Here is a 17,659-nt window from a genome sequence, read left to right as displayed (position 1 = left end):
CAGGAAGAAGTTTTAGAAAGCTTCTCCGTCCTGCGAAATCGAGAACAGTGCCGACGCATCGGCTATATCTTCCAGTTCGACCAGCCACAGGTCGGGGTCGAAGCGGGTTTCCCGCGCCATACGGTCACTTGCCGCCATGTCATCGGCATCGTGCAGAATGCGCAGGAACATGCGCTCGCCGTCATTATCTTCTTCATAAGAAGTTTGCGGCGCAGGCGAATATAGATCGCAGGTGCCGAAGCGTGAGCTTACCTTGATGAAGATTGCGCCCGCCTCCGGCGATCCGCGACGGGCAAGATAGGCAAAGCCGCCCTCGCCCTGAACATTGCGGATCAAAGCCGAAACCCAGAAGTCGGATGTCAGGCGCATCGGAAACCCATCAGCTTATCAGGCCGATCTCGCGCATCTTGGTGATGAGCGTCGCATCGATTTCGCCGGTTACCGGCATACTGAACAGTTTCTGGAATTCGCGCACCGCTTCTTGTGTCGTCTTGCCCGGCTGTCCGTTCACCGGCACGGTGTCATTGCCGAATGCTTTCAACCCGGCCTGTACGCGGATGATATCCTGCGAACTCACTTTCACCGATTGCACGGCGGGCGTTGCCGCCACCTGCTTTTTCGGCGCGGGCTTTTCATAGGAAGCGAGAGCGGGTTTCGGTTTTGAAACTGTTTCCGTCTTCAAAACGGCGGGCTGCGGGCGCGGCGTCGGAACTGCTACCTCGATGACTTTGGCAACATCGTCCTGAGCCGGGGCACTGTTTTGGGCATCGGCCTGCAACTGCGCCGGAATATTTGCTTCCTGCACGCCGAGCTTCTGCTGCAAAGCGCGCCAGCGTTCCACCGCTTCGCGGGTCTGCGGCCCGGTGAAACCATCCACCGGTCCCTTGTAAATTCCAAGCGTCGAAAGACGTTGCTGCAGCCGTGCGATTTCGAGATCGGCATTGGGCGCAAGTGCCGGCAGCATGTCATCAACCGATGCGCTCATGTTCAGCCGGTCCGCCGACAGGCTCGCGGCTTCCAGCGGCTGGGCAGTCTCATTGTTTGCAGGTTCGGCAGAGGCGGTCTCGGTGGACTTCGGGGCATTGTCACTTGCCGCCGCCGTGCCAGGCAGGACTGCACGTGGAGTCGGCTTGAACACAAAGTCCGGTCTTGTGCTGAAGAATACCGCCTTGTGCGCCTCCGGCTGATACCAGAGCGCATTAGCCGAGACGAAACTCATCACCACCAGAAACGCAGTTGCCCCGCCAGTCAGGACGGGGTTGCGCACGATGAAATCTCCGGCAGCAATTGCAAGTGCCGAAGCCGATGTGAAGAAGAAGTGGAGGAGCCGCAAGCCGAGACTACGCCGTTTTGCGGGTTTGCGCATCTTTCTGCTCCCGGATTTGGCTGTTGTCTTCGTCGTTCTGCCAGTCATTACGCCTTTCCCCCTGGTGACGGTGCATGTCGATCACCGTGCCAAGTTCCTGATATTCGTCTTCTCCCATGACAACCTGCGGGCCTGCCACCGGAAGGCGGATCGTGACGATCGTGCCTTCGCCGGGGCAACTCTTGAGTTGCATGCTTCCCTGATGCAGTTCCACCAGCCCCTTGACCACAGAAAGTCCGAGGCCACTTCCCTCCTGCGCGCGCGTATAGTTATTGTCGGCGCGCACGAATGGCGTGCCGATGCGCTGCATATCTTCCGGCTCGATGCCGATGCCCGTATCCGACACGCTGATTTCCAGCATCGCGCGTCCGCTCGCCATCACGCGGCTTGCATCGATGGTGACGCAGCCGCCGCTTTGTGTGAACTTCACCGCATTACCGGCCAGATTGAGCAGAATCTGCTGAATGGCGCGGCGATCCGCTACCAGCTCACCAATGCCTGCGCCGACGCGGTGGCAGAAGGCAACGCCTTTCTTTTCAGCCTGCGGCAGCATGACAGAAGTGCACATTTCAGCCGCGTCACGGAAAGCGAAGTTCTGCGGGTCGATGCTGTAATTGCCGGTTTCCAGACGCGAATTGTCGAGAACAGCATTCACGAGCTCCAGCAGGTAATGGCCGGACTGGTGAATGAGGCCCGCATATTCGCGCTGCTTCTCATTGGCCAGCTTGCCGCCCATTTCATGCGATAGCATGTCGGAAAAGCCGATGATCGAATTGAGCGGCGTGCGCAGCTCATGGCTGACGGCTGCAAGCAGGCGGCCCTTGCCGATGCGCTCCGATTCAAGCTCTGCTTTCAGTGTTGCAATCTCGTCCAGAAGCTTCTGCTCGCCTTCGAGCGAGCGGCCAACGAGCGTGATAGCGCGAGCGCTTGCGGCACCTTCGAGACGATAAGTGCGGAAGACCGTATCGCCATTTTCGATGGAACGCAGGCGCACATCGATCTTGCTGGAAGCGGAACCGGCGCGAAGATCGGCCAGAAGCGAAAGATATTCTACACGGTCGGCGACATGAACACGGTCGATGAGCGCCGTGCCTTCCAGCATTTTGGACTGTACGCCCAGAAGCTTTGCCGAATTCATATCGACCGAGGCAACCACGCCATCCGAATCGAGGCTGAACTGCAGGTCACCCGCAGCAACTGCGACTTGCGGCGCGGTGACCTTGATCTGCGCGGGCTTGGCGGCGCTCGCGTAACCACGTGCAACAAGACTTGCTGCATAAAGTACCAGAACAGCGACGGACACATAGCTGCCGCCGGAAATGGCGCCACCGCTTGCCGTCGCAAAATAGCCGAGAATCATGGCCGCGAATGCAGCGCCTGCTACTGCGGCGGCAGGCTTGCGGGTCGCAAACCAGACTTCAAGCGGCAGACCAGCCGCCATCAACCACAAAACCGCATTGCCATGAGAAAAAGCGCCAATGGCAGCAAGACCCACGCCATAGGCAGCGAAGTTCAGGCCAGCCAGAACAGGTGCGGCGACGCCCATCAGCGACAGCGCGCAAAGGATCATGGCGACGCCTGCAAAGCTTGCTGCAAGAATCGCAAATTCCGTAAAGCCCGGTGTCACACCCGAAGCGAGCACGGCCGCACAAAGCAGGACCGGCGCGGTGATGACCGAACCGATAACACGTATGGAGGCCGCATCGGGACTGGATACCCAATGGCGGCAGAAACGTTCGTAAAAACGGCTGATCGCCTGCACATTCATGCGGACGGTCTCGGCTGTTTTCAAAAGAATGGCGTTCAACGTGCCGTACTCACTCGATACTCTTGCATTGTCAAAACCGGAAAACCGTTCGCCGTGACGACGCTCTCCCAGCCAGCAACAGATTGCAGCCGAGGCTTTAAAGAAACGATAAAACGAAACCGCCCAAAGCGGATAAGTGACGCGCCGGGTCTGCTTTTCTGCCTATGGTAAACAGAGAGTAGCGATCAGGTGGCGAAACCATAGCCGCGGCACAATTTTGACGTTCAAAAGCTTTACCATGACGCACATCTTGTCCGAAAACCGTTTCACACTTTTCGCGATGCGCTCCAATAAACCGAACAGTTACGGAATCTTTTCCAATTCATCCGACATTGACGCAAACCGAAGGCACGCAACCGCAAGATGGCAATGATCCGTTTTCTCATCAAATCCGTTTTCTGGTTGTCGTTGGCATTCATCGTGATGCCGCGCTTCTTCCCTGCGGATGAGCAAAACAAGCCGCAGGAGAAGCCAGCCATTGCCGAGACGAAGCGGGAGCCGGATTCAATCGATCAGCTTCTCGCTAATGGCAAAACCGCCGTGGAACTGGGCAAGCTGTGCATCGACAACCCATCCTTCTGCCAGAACGGTACCTCGCTTGTTTCCGGCGCCGGGAGCGGCCTTCTGGAAGGAAGCCGCGTGGCCCTCGAATATCTGAGTGATCGTTTCGGCACCAAGCCGCAACCGCCTGCAAAAGTGGAACCGGCAGCCGCCACCCCTGTGCAGGCCGCAATCGGCATTCCCATCCCGACCTCGCGGGACGAAGCCCTGCGCGCACTGGACCGTCGCCCGACTGGTTCAATTCAACGCTAAAGCTTTTTTAGACACGCAGCTGGGTGCGCTCGAGTTTTCCGTGACCTTGCAGCGTTTCATGACTATATAAGCGGCAAGAAACTTCTTTCAGGCGAGTATTATGACCACGACCATCGATAGCATCATGTCCGATTTCGAATTTCTCGACGATTGGGAAGACCGCTATCGCTATGTCATCGACCTCGGCAAGGAATTGCCGCCCTATCCTGACGATGCGCGCGACGCTGCACACAAGGTTCAGGGCTGCGTCAGCCAGGTCTGGCTGAAGACGCTTCCGCAAGACGGCAACGATCCGGTCATCGAGTTTCTCGGCGATTCCGATGCGCATATCGTGCGCGGTCTGGTGGCCATCGTGCTGGCGCTTTATTCCGGCCACAAGGCTTCAGAAATTCTCGCCGTGGACCCGGAAGCCATTCTGAAAAAGCTCGGCCTCGATGAACATCTGACGCCGCAGCGCTCCAACGGCCTGCGCGCCATGGTGGCACGCATCCGTCGTGAAGCAGAGCTGGCGAAAGAATCAGCCTAAGAACCCGTTCCAAAAGTCGCCCTGTGCGGCTGCAAATGGCAATTTACCTGCGTTCCGGTGCTCATGTACCAAAAGTACATTGCGCTCCGGTACTCGAAAATCACCATTTTCGCACTCACATGCCGCTTTTTGATTCAGGCTCTAAGAGTTTCTCAACCGACAAGGCTGCGGCAAGCAGCCTTTTATCCGTGCCGCCGCGCGCGCTGAGCATGAAGCCGGTCGGCAGTGTCATGCCCGGCATGGGCACGGTGATGCTGCACAGGTCGAACTGGTTTCCGACCTGCGTATCACGCAGCAGCAGCCCTTCCACACGGTCATATTCAGCCTCGTCATTGCTGACCGAAGCAATCGTCGGCGCAACAATCGGCGTAGCGGGCGTTACGAACATATCGAAGCCGCTCAGGCGCTCGTCCATTTGCCGAACAAGCGTTGCGCGTGTTTCCATGATCCCGCGATAGGTTTCCATCGGAACCTTGACGCGGACGGACAGCGGGTGCTTCACACGAATATCGACATTGGCGTCAAGATCGCCAAGCCAGGTCGATGCGTGGATATGACTTGCCTCGATCCCGGCGATGGAGCCAACGCGGGTTGCCTCACGCAGGCGCTGGATCAGATCGTCGACTTCCAGATCGGCGATGATCGCTCCTGCCTTTTCAAGAAGCGCAACCGTTGCTTCGAATTGCTTTGCGACGTCCGGCTCCATATCGGCCAGAAGATAGCCTTTCGGCAGTGCAATGCGCAGACCCTTCAGCGGCAAGGCGTTCGGCAACACCGGCGTTTCGCCTGCCATAATCGCATCGCTTATAATGGCGTCGGCTACTGTCCTGGTCAGCGGACCAACGGAATCGAGCGACGGCGCCAGCGGAAACGCACCGTCGAGCGGAATGCGCCGGGCGGTCGGCTTGAAGCCGACAATGCCGTTCAGCGCTGCCGGAATGCGCACCGATCCCCCGGTATCCGAACCGATGGCGATCTCGCTTGTTCCTTCAGCTGCCGAAACTGCCGCACCCGACGACGATCCGCCCGGAACGCGCGTCGGATCAATCGCATTGCCCGGCTCGCCGTAATGCGGATTGAGGCCGACCGGCGTGAAGGCGAACTCCGTCATCTGGGTCTTGCCGACAATGACCGCACCCGCATCACGCAGACGGCTGACAATCTTGGCATCCTGTGTCGCCGGGGCAGCATCGCGGCGAATAACCGAACCGGCAAGCGTCGGCTCTCCGGCAACATCGAAGAGATCCTTGATCGAAACAATGCGCCCGTCGAGCGGCCCAAGGGCGCGCCCATCACGAAGACGCGCATCGGCGGCATCAGCCTCAGCGCGCGCCTGCTGTGCATAGACCTTGCTGAAAACGTGTTCGCTTGCTGTCCGCGCTTCCAGACGCGACAGGATGCTTTCCAGCCGATCCCGTACCGAATTCATGTGATTTCTCCCCACTTCCCCAACGGACACAAAGTCCCTTTGAGAAAGAGGCGATAGCCCCGCTCCGGAAAGGTGTCAATGAGTGCGCCACCTCACATATTCTGCGGACGCATTTGCGGCCGGTAGTCGTCTGTTCCCCAATGCAGGACAGCGCCTCTGCCCCGCTCCTTTTCGAGTTGAGGATTGTAGTGCCGGTGCAGCGCGGCCAGACCGAACTTGAGCAGCATCTTGGCAGAACGAACGGGCCATTGCCGCTCACGTTCCACGGTTTCAAGCCCTTTCAGGAAGCAGCAGACATCAACCAGAACGCCGTTCAGTTCCGGCCCGACTGCTTCCAGCGCCCGCTCGACGCGGATGCGGCTGGCCAGCGCGATATCGGTCAGCTCTGCCATGCCGCCCGGCCCGCTGCGCCCGCCGCCAACACTGGTGTCCCAGCGCATGGTGACGGACGGCATCAGCGATCCGCGTGTGAAGTCGGCCCGCAGCCTTTCACCGGCAAGGAACTCGCTCTCCGAGATAAAGGAAGAACCATTCGCATTCTTGCGCCTGTAGAGCATCGCAAGAGGCGATTCCTCTGGATTGATCTCAATCTTTTCGCCCTGCTCATAGTAAATCGTCTGCAAGGTTCTTGCCGGGTTGCGCAACGGCTTGCCGCCTTCCTTTGCGCGGTTGATAGTGGGCTGCGATGAAACAAGCCGTTCCTCATTCCAATACAGCAATCCCTTTTTCTGCATGGCCTCCAGTTCGGCGCGGGAAGCAGCGATGGTCACCTGATCCGTTGCAAGCAAGACATGCGAAGCGCGAATGGAATCCTGAACCTCGCAGCCGCCATTTTTCAGAAAGCGCATAATTCTCGCTTCGGACGCTAACAATTGGGTGGTCATGCCGCAAACCTCCAGGCCGTGAAAGCACTTTGCGCAATGCGTTCGAATGTCGAGACAATCGCATCGAACTCCGTATCGTCGCGCATGTCCTCCACCAGATGGCAGGCATGCATTACGGTTGTCCGGTCTCGCGCAAATCCGGCAGCCACTTCACGCATGGCCAGCCCGAAAGCCGTGTGCGCGACATACATGCCGATCTGCCGCAAACGCGCCACCTCTCGCCTGCACCGCAGCGGTGACCGCAATTCAGCGCCGGAAACACCGAACACAGTCACCAGCAAATCAATAAGGGCATCGCATAGCGCTATGTTCTGCCGCTCCCGTGACCGGTCGGCGACACCCTCCACCCTTCCAAGGTTAAGGCTTCGCCCATGCCGCACCGCAAGCAACTTCAATGCTTCGAAAGCTTCCGCCCGTGTATGAATGACATCCGATAGTTCCAAAGACATTCATCTTTCCTCGCCAGAATAGGAATATCTTCTTATACCTAGAAAATTGCAAGTGTGGATAAGTTTCGTAGAAGGAATTGCTGTCTGCGGTTAGTTTCGACAGCCCAAACATAGGCTAAAGCCTTGCCAACACGGGCATTAACGCGTTTGAATCCATCGCGTTTGATGGCCATTTTACAGAAAAATCAGAAAGAATCTAGGAATATTATCCAACGACATTTTGCGTGGCTCATGCTCATTCGCATCAAGAAATGAGGAATGATCGCCATGGACGCGGATATGAAGCAAGCCCGCACACTATTTTTTGCCCGGCAAAAACAGAATCAACGGACCGCAATGCAACGCATTGCCTTGCAGATCATCGCCGGCATCGATCTCGATGAAGTTCTCAAGGCCCCGCTGGAAGAGAAGGAACGGACCAAACGGCGTTTGACGCGTCTCATGGAAAGGGAGCGCCTGAAAGGAATGTGCGGTCACTGGAGTTATGACCTGAACAGGCACATTGCACTAAAACAAGCATTCGACCGGATTGGTTGAAAAGACCATGCGCTTCCGGACGTGCTCAAATCCAAAACAAAATGGCCAGCATCTAGGAGCGTAAGCTCAACGATACTGGCCATTTCTATAAAGCTCTCAGAACAGACACTGCAAAGCGCGGTCCGCTCGACAGTCGGAGCGATTAAGCGTCCTTAGGCTTGCGGCCCAGGCCCATCTTCTTAGCCAGGCGCGAGCGAGCAGCAGCGTAGTTCGGAGCGACCATCGGATAGTTCGGGTCGAGATCCCACTTTTCGCGGTACTGTTCCGGCGTCATGTTGTAATGGGTCATCAGGTGACGCTTCAGCGACTTGAACTTCTTGCCGTCTTCGAGGCAGATGATGTAGTCGTCGTGAACCGACTTCTTCGGATTGACGGCAGGCTTCGGCTTCTCGACAACGACAGGCGCTTCTTCGCGTTCGACGTGACGCTTGAAAGCAGCGTGTACTTCAGCGATCAGCAGCGGCAGTTCACCAGCGCGAATCGAATTATTGCCGACATATGCGGCGACAACGTCTGCAGTAAGGCTCAGAAGCAGTTCCGCGCTTTCGTCGTGCGTGTCCAGATTTTCCATTGTATTTCCTTTTTACTTCTTATTGTTGCGTAATCGACGACTGGAGATCCCCGCCTGCCATCGTCGTTACGTATTCCTAAGCCCTGCCCCATCCGTTCCCGGCTGCGAATACCAGTTGATAATGTCATTTGCAATAGAATTGTCAAACCACATTACATTAACAACAAGTCTTTCTTCTTGAATCATCAAATAGAAAAACTCGAACTCAACCTTACTAAGATGGGGAAACTTTGAATCGCGATGTGTTCGCGTTGCCGCCCCTGCCGTTTATTGAAGGATATGGATGAAGCTGCAGTTCACAGCCGTGCTTCCTTTAATTTGCTCGAACTGCGTTAGCAATAGTTTTCTCCCTCAAGTTTTCTTGTACGAAGTCCAAGACTAACATGTTTCCGCTAGGTAGCTTTTGGCGACAGAATCGGGCCTCAAAAAGGCATTGCTCAAATATATTTCAACGAAATCAACTCGCTTTCGCCACTTCGGCCAACTATATAAATATCACTATCACCCGCCAGAAGGCACGGCTTACCGGCCTTGCAGCAAATTGAAACAGTTTTCATCGGAATTGTGGATGTCTCAAAGCTCCTCCCAACTTCAACCACCGCATGCAGCCAAGCATCTGGTCAATGACACTCGTCACGGGATCACACGCACCGACGATTATGCTTGGTTGCGCGCAGATAACTGGCAGGAAGTATTCAGGGATCCATCGGTGCTGGCCCCCGAAATCCGCACGCATCTGGAAGCAGAGAATGCCTATCAGGCAGCGTTGATGAAGGACACGGAAGCGCTGCAGAAAGGCCTGTTTGCCGAAATGCGCGGGCGCATCAAGGAAGACGACTCCTCCGTTCCTTCCAAGGATGGCCCTTTCGCCTATGGCGTGTCTTATCGCACCGGTGGCGAGCAGCCCTATTTCATTCGCACACCGCGCGATGGTGGCGCGGAAACCATCCTTCTCGACGGCGATGTCGAAGGCAAGGACAAGGCCTATTTCCGCCTTGCATCGGCCGATCATGCACCGGATCACAAGCTTTTGATCTGGGGATATGACGACAAGGGGTCGGAATTCTACAAGCTGAAAGTCCGTGATCTGTCTTCTATGAAAGACCTTGAAGACATCGTCACCGATACGAATGGCGGCGGCGCGTGGGATGCGGAGAGCAAGGGCTTCTTCTATACGCGTCTCGACGAGAACCACCGTCCATCCAAAGTATTCTATCACAAGGTCGGCACGGACCAATCGGATGATCCGTTGATCTATGAAGAGAAAGATCCAGGCTTTTTCCTCGGCGTCGGCGGCTCGGCGCTGGACGACTATATCTTTATCGACATTCACGACCATGAAACATCGGAATGCTGGCTCCTTCCCGCCAACGATCCGGCGGCAAAGCCGCAGCTCGTCATGGAGCGCAAGACCGGCACGGAATATGACATCGCGCCGGGCGGTGATGTCTTCTACATCCTGACCAATGCAGGCGGCGCCAAGGATTTCAAGATTTGTCAGGCGCCTGCCGCCTCGCCGCAGCCGGAAAACTGGGTAGAGGTTGTGGCGGAAAAACCGGGACGGCTGATCCTGTCGCACTCCGCCTACAAGCATCATCTAGTTTGGATGGAACGCGATAACGGCCTGCCGCGCATCGTGATCCGCGATCGCGAAAGCGGCGAGGAACATGCCATCGCATTCGATGAGGAGGCCTATTCGCTCGGACTTCATGGCAGCGCCGAATATGATACGGATGTGATCCGCTTCTCCTATTCGTCCATGACAACGCCGGAACAGCTCTTCGACTACAATATGCGGACACGGGAGCGGAAGCTCTTGAAGACGCAGGAAGTTCCTTCCGGCCACAACGCCCAGGACTATGTTACGCGTCGGGTCTTTGCCACGGCGTCGGACGGCGAACTGGTGCCGGTGTCCCTGCTATACCACAAGGATACGAGGCTCGACGGCTCGGCACCCTGCCTGCTCTATGGCTATGGTTCCTATGGCATCACCATTCCCGCAAGCTTCAGCACGTCACGGCTGTCGCTCGTGGATCGCGGCTTCGTCTATGCCATCGCCCATATCCGCGGCGGCAAGGACAAGGGTTTTGCCTGGTACGAAAACGGCAAGCGAGACAAGAAGGTGAACACGTTCACCGACTTCATCGCTGCTGCAAACCACCTCGTCGCCGAAGGCTTCACCAGTCATGACCGCATCGTTGCCCAAGGCGGTTCCGCAGGCGGTATGCTGATGGGCGCGATTGCCAATATGGCGCCCGAAGCATTCGGCGGCATCATCGCCGAAGTCCCGTTCGTAGACGTGCTGAACACGATGCTGGACGACACCTTGCCGCTGACTCCGCCGGAATGGCCCGAATGGGGAAATCCGATCACATCGGAAGCGGATTACCGGACGATTGCCGGTTATTCGCCCTACGACAACGTCAGCCGCCAGGCTTATCCGGCCATTCTGGCCGTGGCAGGTCTTACCGATCCGCGTGTCACTTACTGGGAGCCTGCCAAATGGGTCGCCAGACTGCGTGAACTGAAGACCGATAGCCATCCGGTTCTGTTCCGTATCAATATGGATGCGGGCCATGCCGGCGCGTCGGGTCGCTTCTCGCGACTGGAAGAAGTCGCCTATACCTATGCCTTCGCACTCAAGGTGGCAGGCAAGGCGGGCAGTGTACTCTGATCCTTTACAACAAGCATCGCATCCAGGTTTTAAGGGTGCGATGCTTCCTTCATTTTACACATGTCTTTATCCCGAAACGAATTCCCACTTTCGGGAGACATGCTCTGGAAGACCGCGCTATTTCACTTATAATATTGTTTTACATCTATTCTTCTTAAGGAGAGACCGATGTTGCGTCAGGTCATTGCTGTTTGCCTCACTTCCGCATCGCTTGCGGTTTCCGGTCTTGTTGCACTGCCGATGTCGGCTGAAGCGCAGGTACGCAAGGATGTCAGCGAATATGCAGGCCAGCGCTGTAACGTGCCGAGACGAGGCAGCGGCATCATCGTCGGTCAGTTCAGCGGCGTGGACGACTCGCCCTTCATCACTGGCGGTGACGGTCTGGTTGCGATCGACCGCGTCCGGTGCTTCAGCAGCATGTCTGAATGCAAGGGATGGCTCTATACGATGCAGAGCAAATACACCAATGCCGGTGCCGCCACTCTGGTGCGCTGCACCAAGCGCTGAACGTCAACTTAAAAACTGCGGTTTTCACGAAGCCTCACGAATGGCATCCTCCCATCACTTGATGCATCGCCTTCGGGCGTCATCTTCGGTTTAGGAGGATCGGAAATGCAGCAGGCCAGTTATGTACATGGTGCGAGCGACAAGCTTCTCATTGGCAATACGATCGGTCGGCATCTTGACCAGATCGCGGAAAAATATCCCGAACGTCCTGCCGTCATTGTCCGGCACCAGAATATCCGGCTGACCTATTCCGAACTCAGACAACTGACCGACCAGCTTGCCGAAGGCTTCCTCGCCATCGGGCTACGCCCTGGCGAACGTCTCGGCATCTGGTCGCCGAACAATCTCGAATGGATTCTCACCCAGTTTGCCAGCGCAAAAGCGGGGTTGATCCTTGTCAACATCAACCCGGCCTATCGGGCGCATGAACTGGAATATGTACTGGGGAAAGTCGAATGCGCGGCGCTGATCCTCGCGCCGTCACTGAAAACCAGCAACTATATCGATATTCTGCGCAGCATCGTGCCTGAACTTGATGAAGCCCGGCCCGGCCATGTGATGTCCGAGCGGCTTCCCAATCTGCGATGCGTGATCCGGCTCGGTGCGGAACAGACGCCGGGCATGTTGAATTTCGACGAGGTCACCCAATCCGGCGACGAAGTCACCGGGCAAGAACTTGCGCAGCTTTCCGAAGAACTGCAATTTGACGATCCCATCAATATCCAGTTCACCAGTGGCACGACCGGCAGCCCGAAGGGTGCGACGCTCTCCCACCACAATATCCTCAATAACGGGTTTTTCGTCGGCGAGGCGATGCAACTTTCCGAACAGGACCGGCTCTGCATCCCGGTGCCGTTCTATCATTGCTTCGGCATGGTGCTCGGCAATCTTGCCTGTGTGACCCATGGTTCCTGCATGGTAATTCCAAACGACAGTTTCGATCCGCTCGTGACGCTCCAGACCGTTGAAGAGGAGCAATGCACCGGCCTCCATGGCGTGCCGACAATGTTCATTGCGATGCTCGATCACCCGGAATTCAGCCGTTTCAACCTCACCAGCCTGCGCACCGGCATCATGGCCGGATCGCCCTGCCCCATCGAAGTGATGCGGCGGGTGGTGAGCGAGATGCACCAGAGCGAAATCACCATCGCCTATGGCATGACGGAGACCAGCCCGGTCAGTTTCCAGAGCTCGACGACTGACCCTGTGGAGCGGCGCGTTTCCACCGTCGGGCGCATCCATCCGCATCTGGAGGTGAAGATCGTCGATGCGGATGGCAAGGTGGTACCGCGTGGCGAAAAGGGTGAATTGCTGACGCGCGGCTATAGCGTCATGCGCGGCTACTGGAACGATGCGGAAAGTTCAGCTGGCGCCATCGACGATGCTGGCTGGATGCACACGGGAGACCTCGCCACGATAGACGACGAAGGCTATTGCAACATTGTCGGGCGCATTAAGGATCTCATCATTCGCGGCGGCGAGAACATCTATCCCCGCGAGATAGAAGAGTTCCTCTTCACCCATCCCGCGATCAGCGATGTCCAGATATTCGGTATTCCCGACCGCAAGTTCGGCGAAATTATCTGTGCCTGGGTCAAGCTGCACAACGATGGCCAGCTTTCCGACGAAGAACTGATTGAATATTGCCGGCAGCGCATCGCGCATTACAAGGTTCCGGCCCATATCCGCTTCGTGGATCAGTTTCCGATGACCGTGACCGGCAAAATCCAGAAATTCGTCATGCGGCAGGTCATGATCGAGGAACTCGAATTGCAGGAAATTCGAACAGCGTAATTATCTCGTCACATCACGAGACATATTCTCCAAGAGCGGGATGTTTGTAAGTGTATCGTCGTTTCGCTCCAAGTTTTTGTTTGAGCATGATTTTATCCGAAAACCGGTTCCCACTTTTCGGAATCATGCTCTAATATTTTCGCTCATGGCGGCTTGCAAAGCGAAGGCGAGAATGCATATTACGTAAACGTAAGATTTTTGGGAGAGTTTCCATGGAAGAACTGATCGCACGCATCACCTCCAAAGTTGGCATCGATGCGGCAACGGCAGAAAAGGCAGTCGGCATGATCCTCGCCTTCCTGCAGAAGGAAGGCCCGGCAGCGGAAGTCCAGAAGCTTCTGGCAGCATTCCCCGGCGCTGAAGAAGCAATCGCGCAGGTCAAGGGCGGCGGCTTCCTGTCCGGCCTGATGGGCGGCGTGATGGGTCTCGGCTCCCAGCTCATGGGCGCTGGTCTGGGCATGGGTGAAATTTCCGGCGTTGCCAAGGAAACCATCCGCTTTGCCAAGGAAAAGGCTGGTGACGAACCAGTTGATGCCGTCATCGGTGCAATTCCGGGCCTCGGCCAGTTCGTCTGATCAAACTTTACATGCTCGAAAAGGCCCCGGTTTCCGGGGCCTTTTTGTTTTGGGCTACCCAACCGAGTATACCGGCACAAATAATGACACCGCTCAGTATAAAACAATAGTATTTAAGTCATGTTTTTCACGATAACGTGAAGCCTATGTAATAATCCCTATAAATTCAGGATGATACTTGCTGCACTGGGGATTTAACCGACGCAATGATTGCAATGCCCCGGATTGTATCGGATATTTGAACCAAGGGACGAAGTCTGTTCAATTTTTAAATGCGGAGGATCGCATGCGTTTGTTTTTCCTGACTATCAGCTCTGCAGCTGTATTGATCGCCGGCGCAGCACAGGCTGACGTCACCGCAGATCGTCAGGCAATCATGAAGGACCTTGGACGCTCAGTCGGGTCAATTGCTCCGATGATCAAGGGTGAGAAGCCATTCGACGCCACCACCGCACTTGCTGCGCTGGAAAAGATCGATGCCGATGCCAAGAAGCTGGATGTGGATGCGTTGTTCCCGGCCGGTTCGGATCAGGGCGATACTGAAGCTTCGCCGAAAATCTGGGAAACCAAAGACGACTTCGTCAAGCACGTCGAAAAATTCCGGACCGACGCCGCTACGGCACTGGCTGCCAAACCGCAGGATCTTGATGCGCTGAAGCCAGCCTTCCAGCAGGTCGCCGCCAATTGTGGTTCCTGTCATCAAGCCTATCGCGTCAAGAAGAACTGATCTTCGCTGTTGACAGAGAGCACACCGAACGGAAACACTCTGTGTGCAAAAAATTTGCAGCAAAAGTGCGGTGCAATTCCAGTGCATCTGTACTTTGGAACTGTCACGCTGAATAACGGTCATAAGAGCGGTCTGGCTCGTCCTGGAACCGCCTCACGGGAACAGATGGAATGGTCCGAAAACTGGCATATGCCGCAGGCGCCGTGGTCGTCCTTGGAGCCGCTGCCTTCTGGATTCTGACCGCTCCGCAGAAGGTGGACGCGACCGTGTTGGACGCGATGAAGCCGGGCGATCCCATCAAGGGCGAACAGGTTTTCTGGGCAGGCGGCTGTGCCTCCTGCCATGCCGCGCCAGGTGCCTCCGGCGATGCACGCAAGGTTCTGGCAGGCGGACATGAACTGGTTTCAGATTTCGGGACATTCATCGCGCCCAATATTTCCCCGTCAGAGCAAGGTATCGGCACATGGACCATACAGGACTTTGCCAATGCGATGCTGAAGGGGGTCGGCAAGCAGGACGAACATCTTTATCCATCGTTCCCCTACACTTCTTATACCAAAATGCAGCCGCAGGATGTGGCCGATCTCTTTGCGTTTATGAAAACATTGCCGCCCTCCGATAATGTCGCAGCGCCGCACAAGCTTTCCTTCCCCTTCACGGTCCGACGGGGGCTCGGCCTCTGGAAACAGCTTTACCTGTCCGACCAGCCTGCGGTGGAAATCGCAAATGCTTCCGATCAGGTGAAGCGCGGCCAGTATCTGACTGAAGCCCTTGGCCATTGCGGCGAATGTCACACACCGCGCAATGCGATTGGGGGGGTAGACACAAGCAAGTGGCTCGCCGGAGCATTGTCGCCTGAAACCGGCAGTGACGGGAAAAAAGGCGTCGTGCCGAACATCACGCCGGATGAAGCGGGCATCGGCGCCTGGAGCGGGAAAGACATCTCCTACGCGTTGCAGAGCGGCTTTACCCCGGATTTCGATTCGCTCGGCGGATCTATGACCGATGTGGTTGCGAACATGGCTCACCTTGCCGAAGCCGACCGCAATGCCATTGCCGCCTATCTGGAAGCTATTCCGGCGCACCCAAACGGCTATCCTGCGCGTTGAGGGCCGCGATCCGGCATAATCTTACCGATCCTCGTTTCACTCCGGCCGGATTTTGCTCTATATCATAAGTTATAGTTGAACAGAGGGAGCAAGCTGCCTGATGACTGCCGAAGACGCTATTTTTCTTGGCGCGAGCCGCAAGCCTGACGACTCCTACCAGCAGCCGGAATATCTAGCGCTGAAATACGGCAACCGGCACGGTCTCGTCACCGGCGCGACCGGCACGGGTAAAACGGTCACGCTGCAGGTTCTGGCCGAAAGCTTTTCAGCGGCTGGCGTTCCGGTTTTCTGCGCCGACATCAAGGGCGATCTTTCCGGCATTGGCGCGATCGGCGTTCAAAATGACGGCCTTCTCAAACGTGCAGCGGAAGTGAAGCTCGATCCGTACGAAATGCGCGCCGCGCCTGTGATCTTCTGGGATATTTTCGGCGAACAGGGACACCCTGTCCGCGCCACCATTTCCGAAATGGGGCCACTCCTCCTGTCGCGCCTGATGAGCCTGACCGAGGCGCAGGAAGGTGTGCTGAACATCGCCTTCCGCCTGGCGGACGAAGAAGGCTTGCTGCTTCTGGACCTGAAGGACTTGCAGGCCATCCTCGCCGAAATGGCGGAGCGCTCGGCAGAACTTTCGGGCAAGTACGGCAATGTGAACAAGGCTTCGGTGGGTGCGATCCAGCGTTCGCTTCTGGTCCTCGACCAGCAGGGCGGCTCGAAATTCTTCGGGGAACCAGCGCTCAAGATTTCAGACCTGATGCGCACCACGACCGACGGGCGCGGTGTAGTGAGCGTGCTTGCTGCCGACAAGCTGATGATGAGCCCGCGGCTCTATTCCACTTTCCTGCTTTGGCTGATGTCGGAACTCTTCGAGGAACTCCCGGAAGTCGGCGATCCCGATAAGCCGCGGCTCGTCTTCTTCTTCGATGAAGCCCATCTTCTCTTCGATGAAGCGCCGAAGGCTCTGGTCGACCGTGTCGAACAGGTGGTGCGCCTGATCCGCTCCAAGGGTGTCGGCGTTTATTTCGTGACGCAGAATCCGCTCGATGTGCCGGAAACCGTTCTGGCGCAGCTCGGCAATCGCGTGCAGCACGCGCTTCGCGCCTATACGCCGCGCGAAACCAATGCCGTGAAGACGGCAGCCGATACATTCCGTCCGAACCCGGATTTCAACACGTTTCAGGCGATCACCAATCTCGCCACTGGCGAAGCACTGGTGTCGACGCTGCAAGCCAAGGGGGTGCCTTCAGTCGTGCAGCGCACGCTTATGCGCCCGCCTTCATCGCGTATCGGCCCGCTGACGCCGGAAGAACGCGCGAAGATCATCGCCGCAAGCCCGGTTGCCGGGCAGTACGATCAGGTACTGGATCGCGATTCCGCTTTCGAAATGCTGGCCCGCAAGGCGCAGAATGCTGCAGCAGCCCAGCAAAAGACCAAGGAAGAGGAAGAAGGCGGCGGTAGTATCCTTGGCGATCTCGTCGGCACCGCACTTGGTACTGGTCGCCGCTCCGGTCGCCAGACGGTCGCGGAAACGGCCATGAAGTCCGTTGTCCGCTCGGTCGGTAATTCGCTTGGCCGCGCACTTGTGCGCGGCATTCTCGGCGGCTTCAAACGGTAGAAAGTGCCAGTGTCACGCCTTCGCCGGTTTGGCGAGGGCGTAGGCGACAAGGGCATTGGCATGGCCATGCCCCATCTCGAATTCCGACTTCAGCCAGTTGACGATTTCCATATGCTTGTCGCCCTTTCGCTGCTCGATCAGCGAAAGCCAATGCTGGACAGGCTGCCCGTATTTTTTCTCGATGGACGGGAAATAGGATGCAGGGCCCTTCACGACTTCCTTGGTGGCTTTTTCCTCGGACATGACTTCCCTCCCCTTGTTCCGACGATTTGTCCGCGC

Annotated in this window: 18 protein-coding genes and 1 pseudogene; 11 read left to right on the top strand and 8 right to left on the bottom strand. The window is 56.7% G+C overall.

The features are described from left to right. Window positions 1-12 precede the first annotated feature (12 nt). The 3 genes from FG152_RS05740 to FG152_RS05730 are packed head-to-tail and all read right to left on the bottom strand — an operon-like array spanning window position 13 to window position 3,173. The gene (locus FG152_RS05740; protein ID WP_029925319.1) at window positions 13-369 is read right to left on the bottom strand and encodes a DUF1491 family protein; all 357 of its coding nucleotides are present in this window, start codon (window positions 367-369) and stop codon (window positions 13-15) included. Window positions 370-379: 10 nt separating this feature from the next. Beyond that, on the bottom strand, window positions 380-1,366 hold the full coding sequence (locus FG152_RS05735; protein WP_029376301.1) for a peptidoglycan-binding domain-containing protein: 987 nt from the start codon (window positions 1,364-1,366) through the stop codon (window positions 380-382). After that, window positions 1,341-3,173, bottom strand: coding sequence for a sensor histidine kinase (locus FG152_RS05730; RefSeq protein ID WP_010661583.1), 1,833 nt, complete (start codon window positions 3,171-3,173; stop codon window positions 1,341-1,343). Before FG152_RS05730 ends, FG152_RS05735 begins: the two co-directional genes overlap by 26 nt. A gap of 369 nt (window positions 3,174-3,542) precedes the next feature. On the opposite strand from FG152_RS05730, the gene FG152_RS05725 reads away from it, so the two are divergent. The 3 genes and pseudogenes from FG152_RS05725 to FG152_RS05715 form a co-directional block, all read left to right on the top strand. After that, window positions 3,543-3,986, top strand: a complete 444-nt coding sequence (locus FG152_RS05725; RefSeq protein ID WP_029925325.1) for a hypothetical protein — start codon at window positions 3,543-3,545, stop codon at window positions 3,984-3,986. Between the two features lie 100 nt (window positions 3,987-4,086). After that, the gene (locus FG152_RS05720; RefSeq protein WP_012092456.1) at window positions 4,087-4,512 is read left to right on the top strand and encodes a SufE family protein; all 426 of its coding nucleotides are present in this window, start codon (window positions 4,087-4,089) and stop codon (window positions 4,510-4,512) included. A gap of 35 nt (window positions 4,513-4,547) precedes the next feature. Continuing rightward, window positions 4,548-4,692 (top strand): annotated as a pseudogene (locus FG152_RS05715) (flagellar basal body P-ring protein FlgI); the annotation flags it as partial. Here the strand turns inward: FG152_RS05715 and FG152_RS05710 are convergent. The 3 genes from FG152_RS05710 to FG152_RS05700 form a co-directional block, all read right to left on the bottom strand. After that, window positions 4,628-5,941 (bottom strand): amidase, encoded by a 1,314-nt coding sequence (locus tag FG152_RS05710; RefSeq protein ID WP_264812686.1) that lies wholly within the window; start codon window positions 5,939-5,941, stop codon window positions 4,628-4,630. The pseudogene FG152_RS05715 and the gene FG152_RS05710 overlap by 65 nt on opposite strands. A 92-nt stretch (window positions 5,942-6,033) precedes the next feature. Further along, entirely contained in the window at window positions 6,034-6,825 is a 792-nt protein-coding gene (locus tag FG152_RS05705) for a DUF6456 domain-containing protein (protein WP_213506035.1), read from the bottom strand. Beyond that, complete coding sequence (locus FG152_RS05700) at window positions 6,822-7,268, bottom strand: helix-turn-helix domain-containing protein (RefSeq protein WP_213506046.1); 447 nt, start codon at window positions 7,266-7,268, stop codon at window positions 6,822-6,824. The genes FG152_RS05705 and FG152_RS05700 overlap by 4 nt, the downstream gene beginning before the upstream one ends. A 273-nt stretch (window positions 7,269-7,541) precedes the next feature. Between FG152_RS05700 and FG152_RS05695 the strand changes: the two genes are divergently transcribed. Then, on the top strand, window positions 7,542-7,811 hold the full coding sequence (locus FG152_RS05695) for a cytoplasmic protein (RefSeq protein ID WP_213506044.1): 270 nt from the start codon (window positions 7,542-7,544) through the stop codon (window positions 7,809-7,811). 142 nt (window positions 7,812-7,953) lie between these two features. On the opposite strand, the gene FG152_RS05690 is transcribed toward FG152_RS05695, so the two are convergent. Beyond that, window positions 7,954-8,382, bottom strand: a complete 429-nt coding sequence (locus tag FG152_RS05690) for a Ros/MucR family transcriptional regulator (protein WP_010661576.1) — start codon at window positions 8,380-8,382, stop codon at window positions 7,954-7,956. 568 nt (window positions 8,383-8,950) lie between these two features. Here FG152_RS05690 and FG152_RS05685 point away from each other — a divergent pair. The 7 genes from FG152_RS05685 to FG152_RS05655 all read left to right on the top strand — a co-directional run bounded on the left by FG152_RS05685 (window position 8,951) and on the right by FG152_RS05655 (window position 17,380). Beyond that, the gene (locus tag FG152_RS05685) at window positions 8,951-11,056 is read left to right on the top strand and encodes a S9 family peptidase (RefSeq protein ID WP_498985476.1); all 2,106 of its coding nucleotides are present in this window, start codon (window positions 8,951-8,953) and stop codon (window positions 11,054-11,056) included. Between the two features lie 168 nt (window positions 11,057-11,224). Further along, the gene (locus FG152_RS05680) at window positions 11,225-11,563 is read left to right on the top strand and encodes a hypothetical protein (protein WP_010661574.1); all 339 of its coding nucleotides are present in this window, start codon (window positions 11,225-11,227) and stop codon (window positions 11,561-11,563) included. A 105-nt stretch (window positions 11,564-11,668) separates the two neighbouring features. Continuing rightward, window positions 11,669-13,357 carry an AMP-binding protein gene (locus tag FG152_RS05675; RefSeq protein ID WP_498985475.1) on the top strand — a complete coding sequence of 563 codons (1,689 nt, stop codon included), beginning with the start codon at window positions 11,669-11,671 and terminating at the stop codon, window positions 13,355-13,357. Window positions 13,358-13,569: 212 nt separating this feature from the next. Next, on the top strand, window positions 13,570-13,932 hold the full coding sequence (locus tag FG152_RS05670) for a DUF2267 domain-containing protein (RefSeq protein WP_010661572.1): 363 nt from the start codon (window positions 13,570-13,572) through the stop codon (window positions 13,930-13,932). A gap of 286 nt (window positions 13,933-14,218) precedes the next feature. Continuing rightward, complete coding sequence (locus FG152_RS05665) at window positions 14,219-14,659, top strand: c-type cytochrome (RefSeq protein WP_010661571.1); 441 nt, start codon at window positions 14,219-14,221, stop codon at window positions 14,657-14,659. Between the two features lie 170 nt (window positions 14,660-14,829). Then, a complete protein-coding gene (locus FG152_RS05660) occupies window positions 14,830-15,768 on the top strand; it encodes a c-type cytochrome (RefSeq protein ID WP_029925337.1) in 939 nt (312 codons plus the stop codon). A gap of 100 nt (window positions 15,769-15,868) precedes the next feature. Then, window positions 15,869-17,380, top strand: coding sequence for a helicase HerA-like C-terminal domain-containing protein (locus FG152_RS05655; RefSeq protein ID WP_043062643.1), 1,512 nt, complete (start codon window positions 15,869-15,871; stop codon window positions 17,378-17,380). Between the two features lie 12 nt (window positions 17,381-17,392). On the opposite strand, the gene FG152_RS05650 is transcribed toward FG152_RS05655, so the two are convergent. Next, entirely contained in the window at window positions 17,393-17,623 is a 231-nt protein-coding gene (locus tag FG152_RS05650; protein WP_010661568.1) for a DUF4287 domain-containing protein, read from the bottom strand. Window positions 17,624-17,659 lie beyond the last annotated feature (36 nt).

The sequence above is a fragment of the Ochrobactrum sp. XJ1 genome (assembly GCF_024701725.1).
Lineage (GTDB): Bacteria > Pseudomonadota > Alphaproteobacteria > Rhizobiales > Rhizobiaceae > Brucella > Brucella anthropi.
This window is presented reverse-complemented; position numbering and strand designations above follow the sequence as displayed.

Bases quoted from the DNA above. Each gene is read 5' to 3' on its own strand.
- FG152_RS05740 (WP_029925319.1), bottom strand. From the start codon at position 369: ATGCGCCTGACATCCGACTTCTGGGTTTCGGCTTTGATCCGCAATGTT.
- FG152_RS05735 (WP_029376301.1), bottom strand. From the start codon at position 1,366: ATGCGCAAACCCGCAAAACGGCGTAGTCTCGGCTTGCGGCTCCTCCAC.
- FG152_RS05725 (WP_029925325.1), top strand. From the start codon at position 3,543: ATGATCCGTTTTCTCATCAAATCCGTTTTCTGGTTGTCGTTGGCATTC.
- FG152_RS05720 (WP_012092456.1), top strand. From the start codon at position 4,087: ATGACCACGACCATCGATAGCATCATGTCCGATTTCGAATTTCTCGAC.
- FG152_RS05710 (WP_264812686.1), bottom strand. From the start codon at position 5,941: ATGAATTCGGTACGGGATCGGCTGGAAAGCATCCTGTCGCGTCTGGAA.
- FG152_RS05705 (WP_213506035.1), bottom strand. From the start codon at position 6,825: ATGACCACCCAATTGTTAGCGTCCGAAGCGAGAATTATGCGCTTTCTG.
- FG152_RS05695 (WP_213506044.1), top strand. From the start codon at position 7,542: ATGGACGCGGATATGAAGCAAGCCCGCACACTATTTTTTGCCCGGCAA.
- FG152_RS05690 (WP_010661576.1), bottom strand. From the start codon at position 8,382: ATGGAAAATCTGGACACGCACGACGAAAGCGCGGAACTGCTTCTGAGC.
- FG152_RS05685 (WP_498985476.1), top strand. From the start codon at position 8,951: ATGTCTCAAAGCTCCTCCCAACTTCAACCACCGCATGCAGCCAAGCAT.
- FG152_RS05680 (WP_010661574.1), top strand. From the start codon at position 11,225: ATGTTGCGTCAGGTCATTGCTGTTTGCCTCACTTCCGCATCGCTTGCG.
- FG152_RS05675 (WP_498985475.1), top strand. From the start codon at position 11,669: ATGCAGCAGGCCAGTTATGTACATGGTGCGAGCGACAAGCTTCTCATT.
- FG152_RS05670 (WP_010661572.1), top strand. From the start codon at position 13,570: ATGGAAGAACTGATCGCACGCATCACCTCCAAAGTTGGCATCGATGCG.
- FG152_RS05665 (WP_010661571.1), top strand. From the start codon at position 14,219: ATGCGTTTGTTTTTCCTGACTATCAGCTCTGCAGCTGTATTGATCGCC.
- FG152_RS05660 (WP_029925337.1), top strand. From the start codon at position 14,830: ATGGTCCGAAAACTGGCATATGCCGCAGGCGCCGTGGTCGTCCTTGGA.
- FG152_RS05655 (WP_043062643.1), top strand. From the start codon at position 15,869: ATGACTGCCGAAGACGCTATTTTTCTTGGCGCGAGCCGCAAGCCTGAC.
- FG152_RS05650 (WP_010661568.1), bottom strand. From the start codon at position 17,623: ATGTCCGAGGAAAAAGCCACCAAGGAAGTCGTGAAGGGCCCTGCATCC.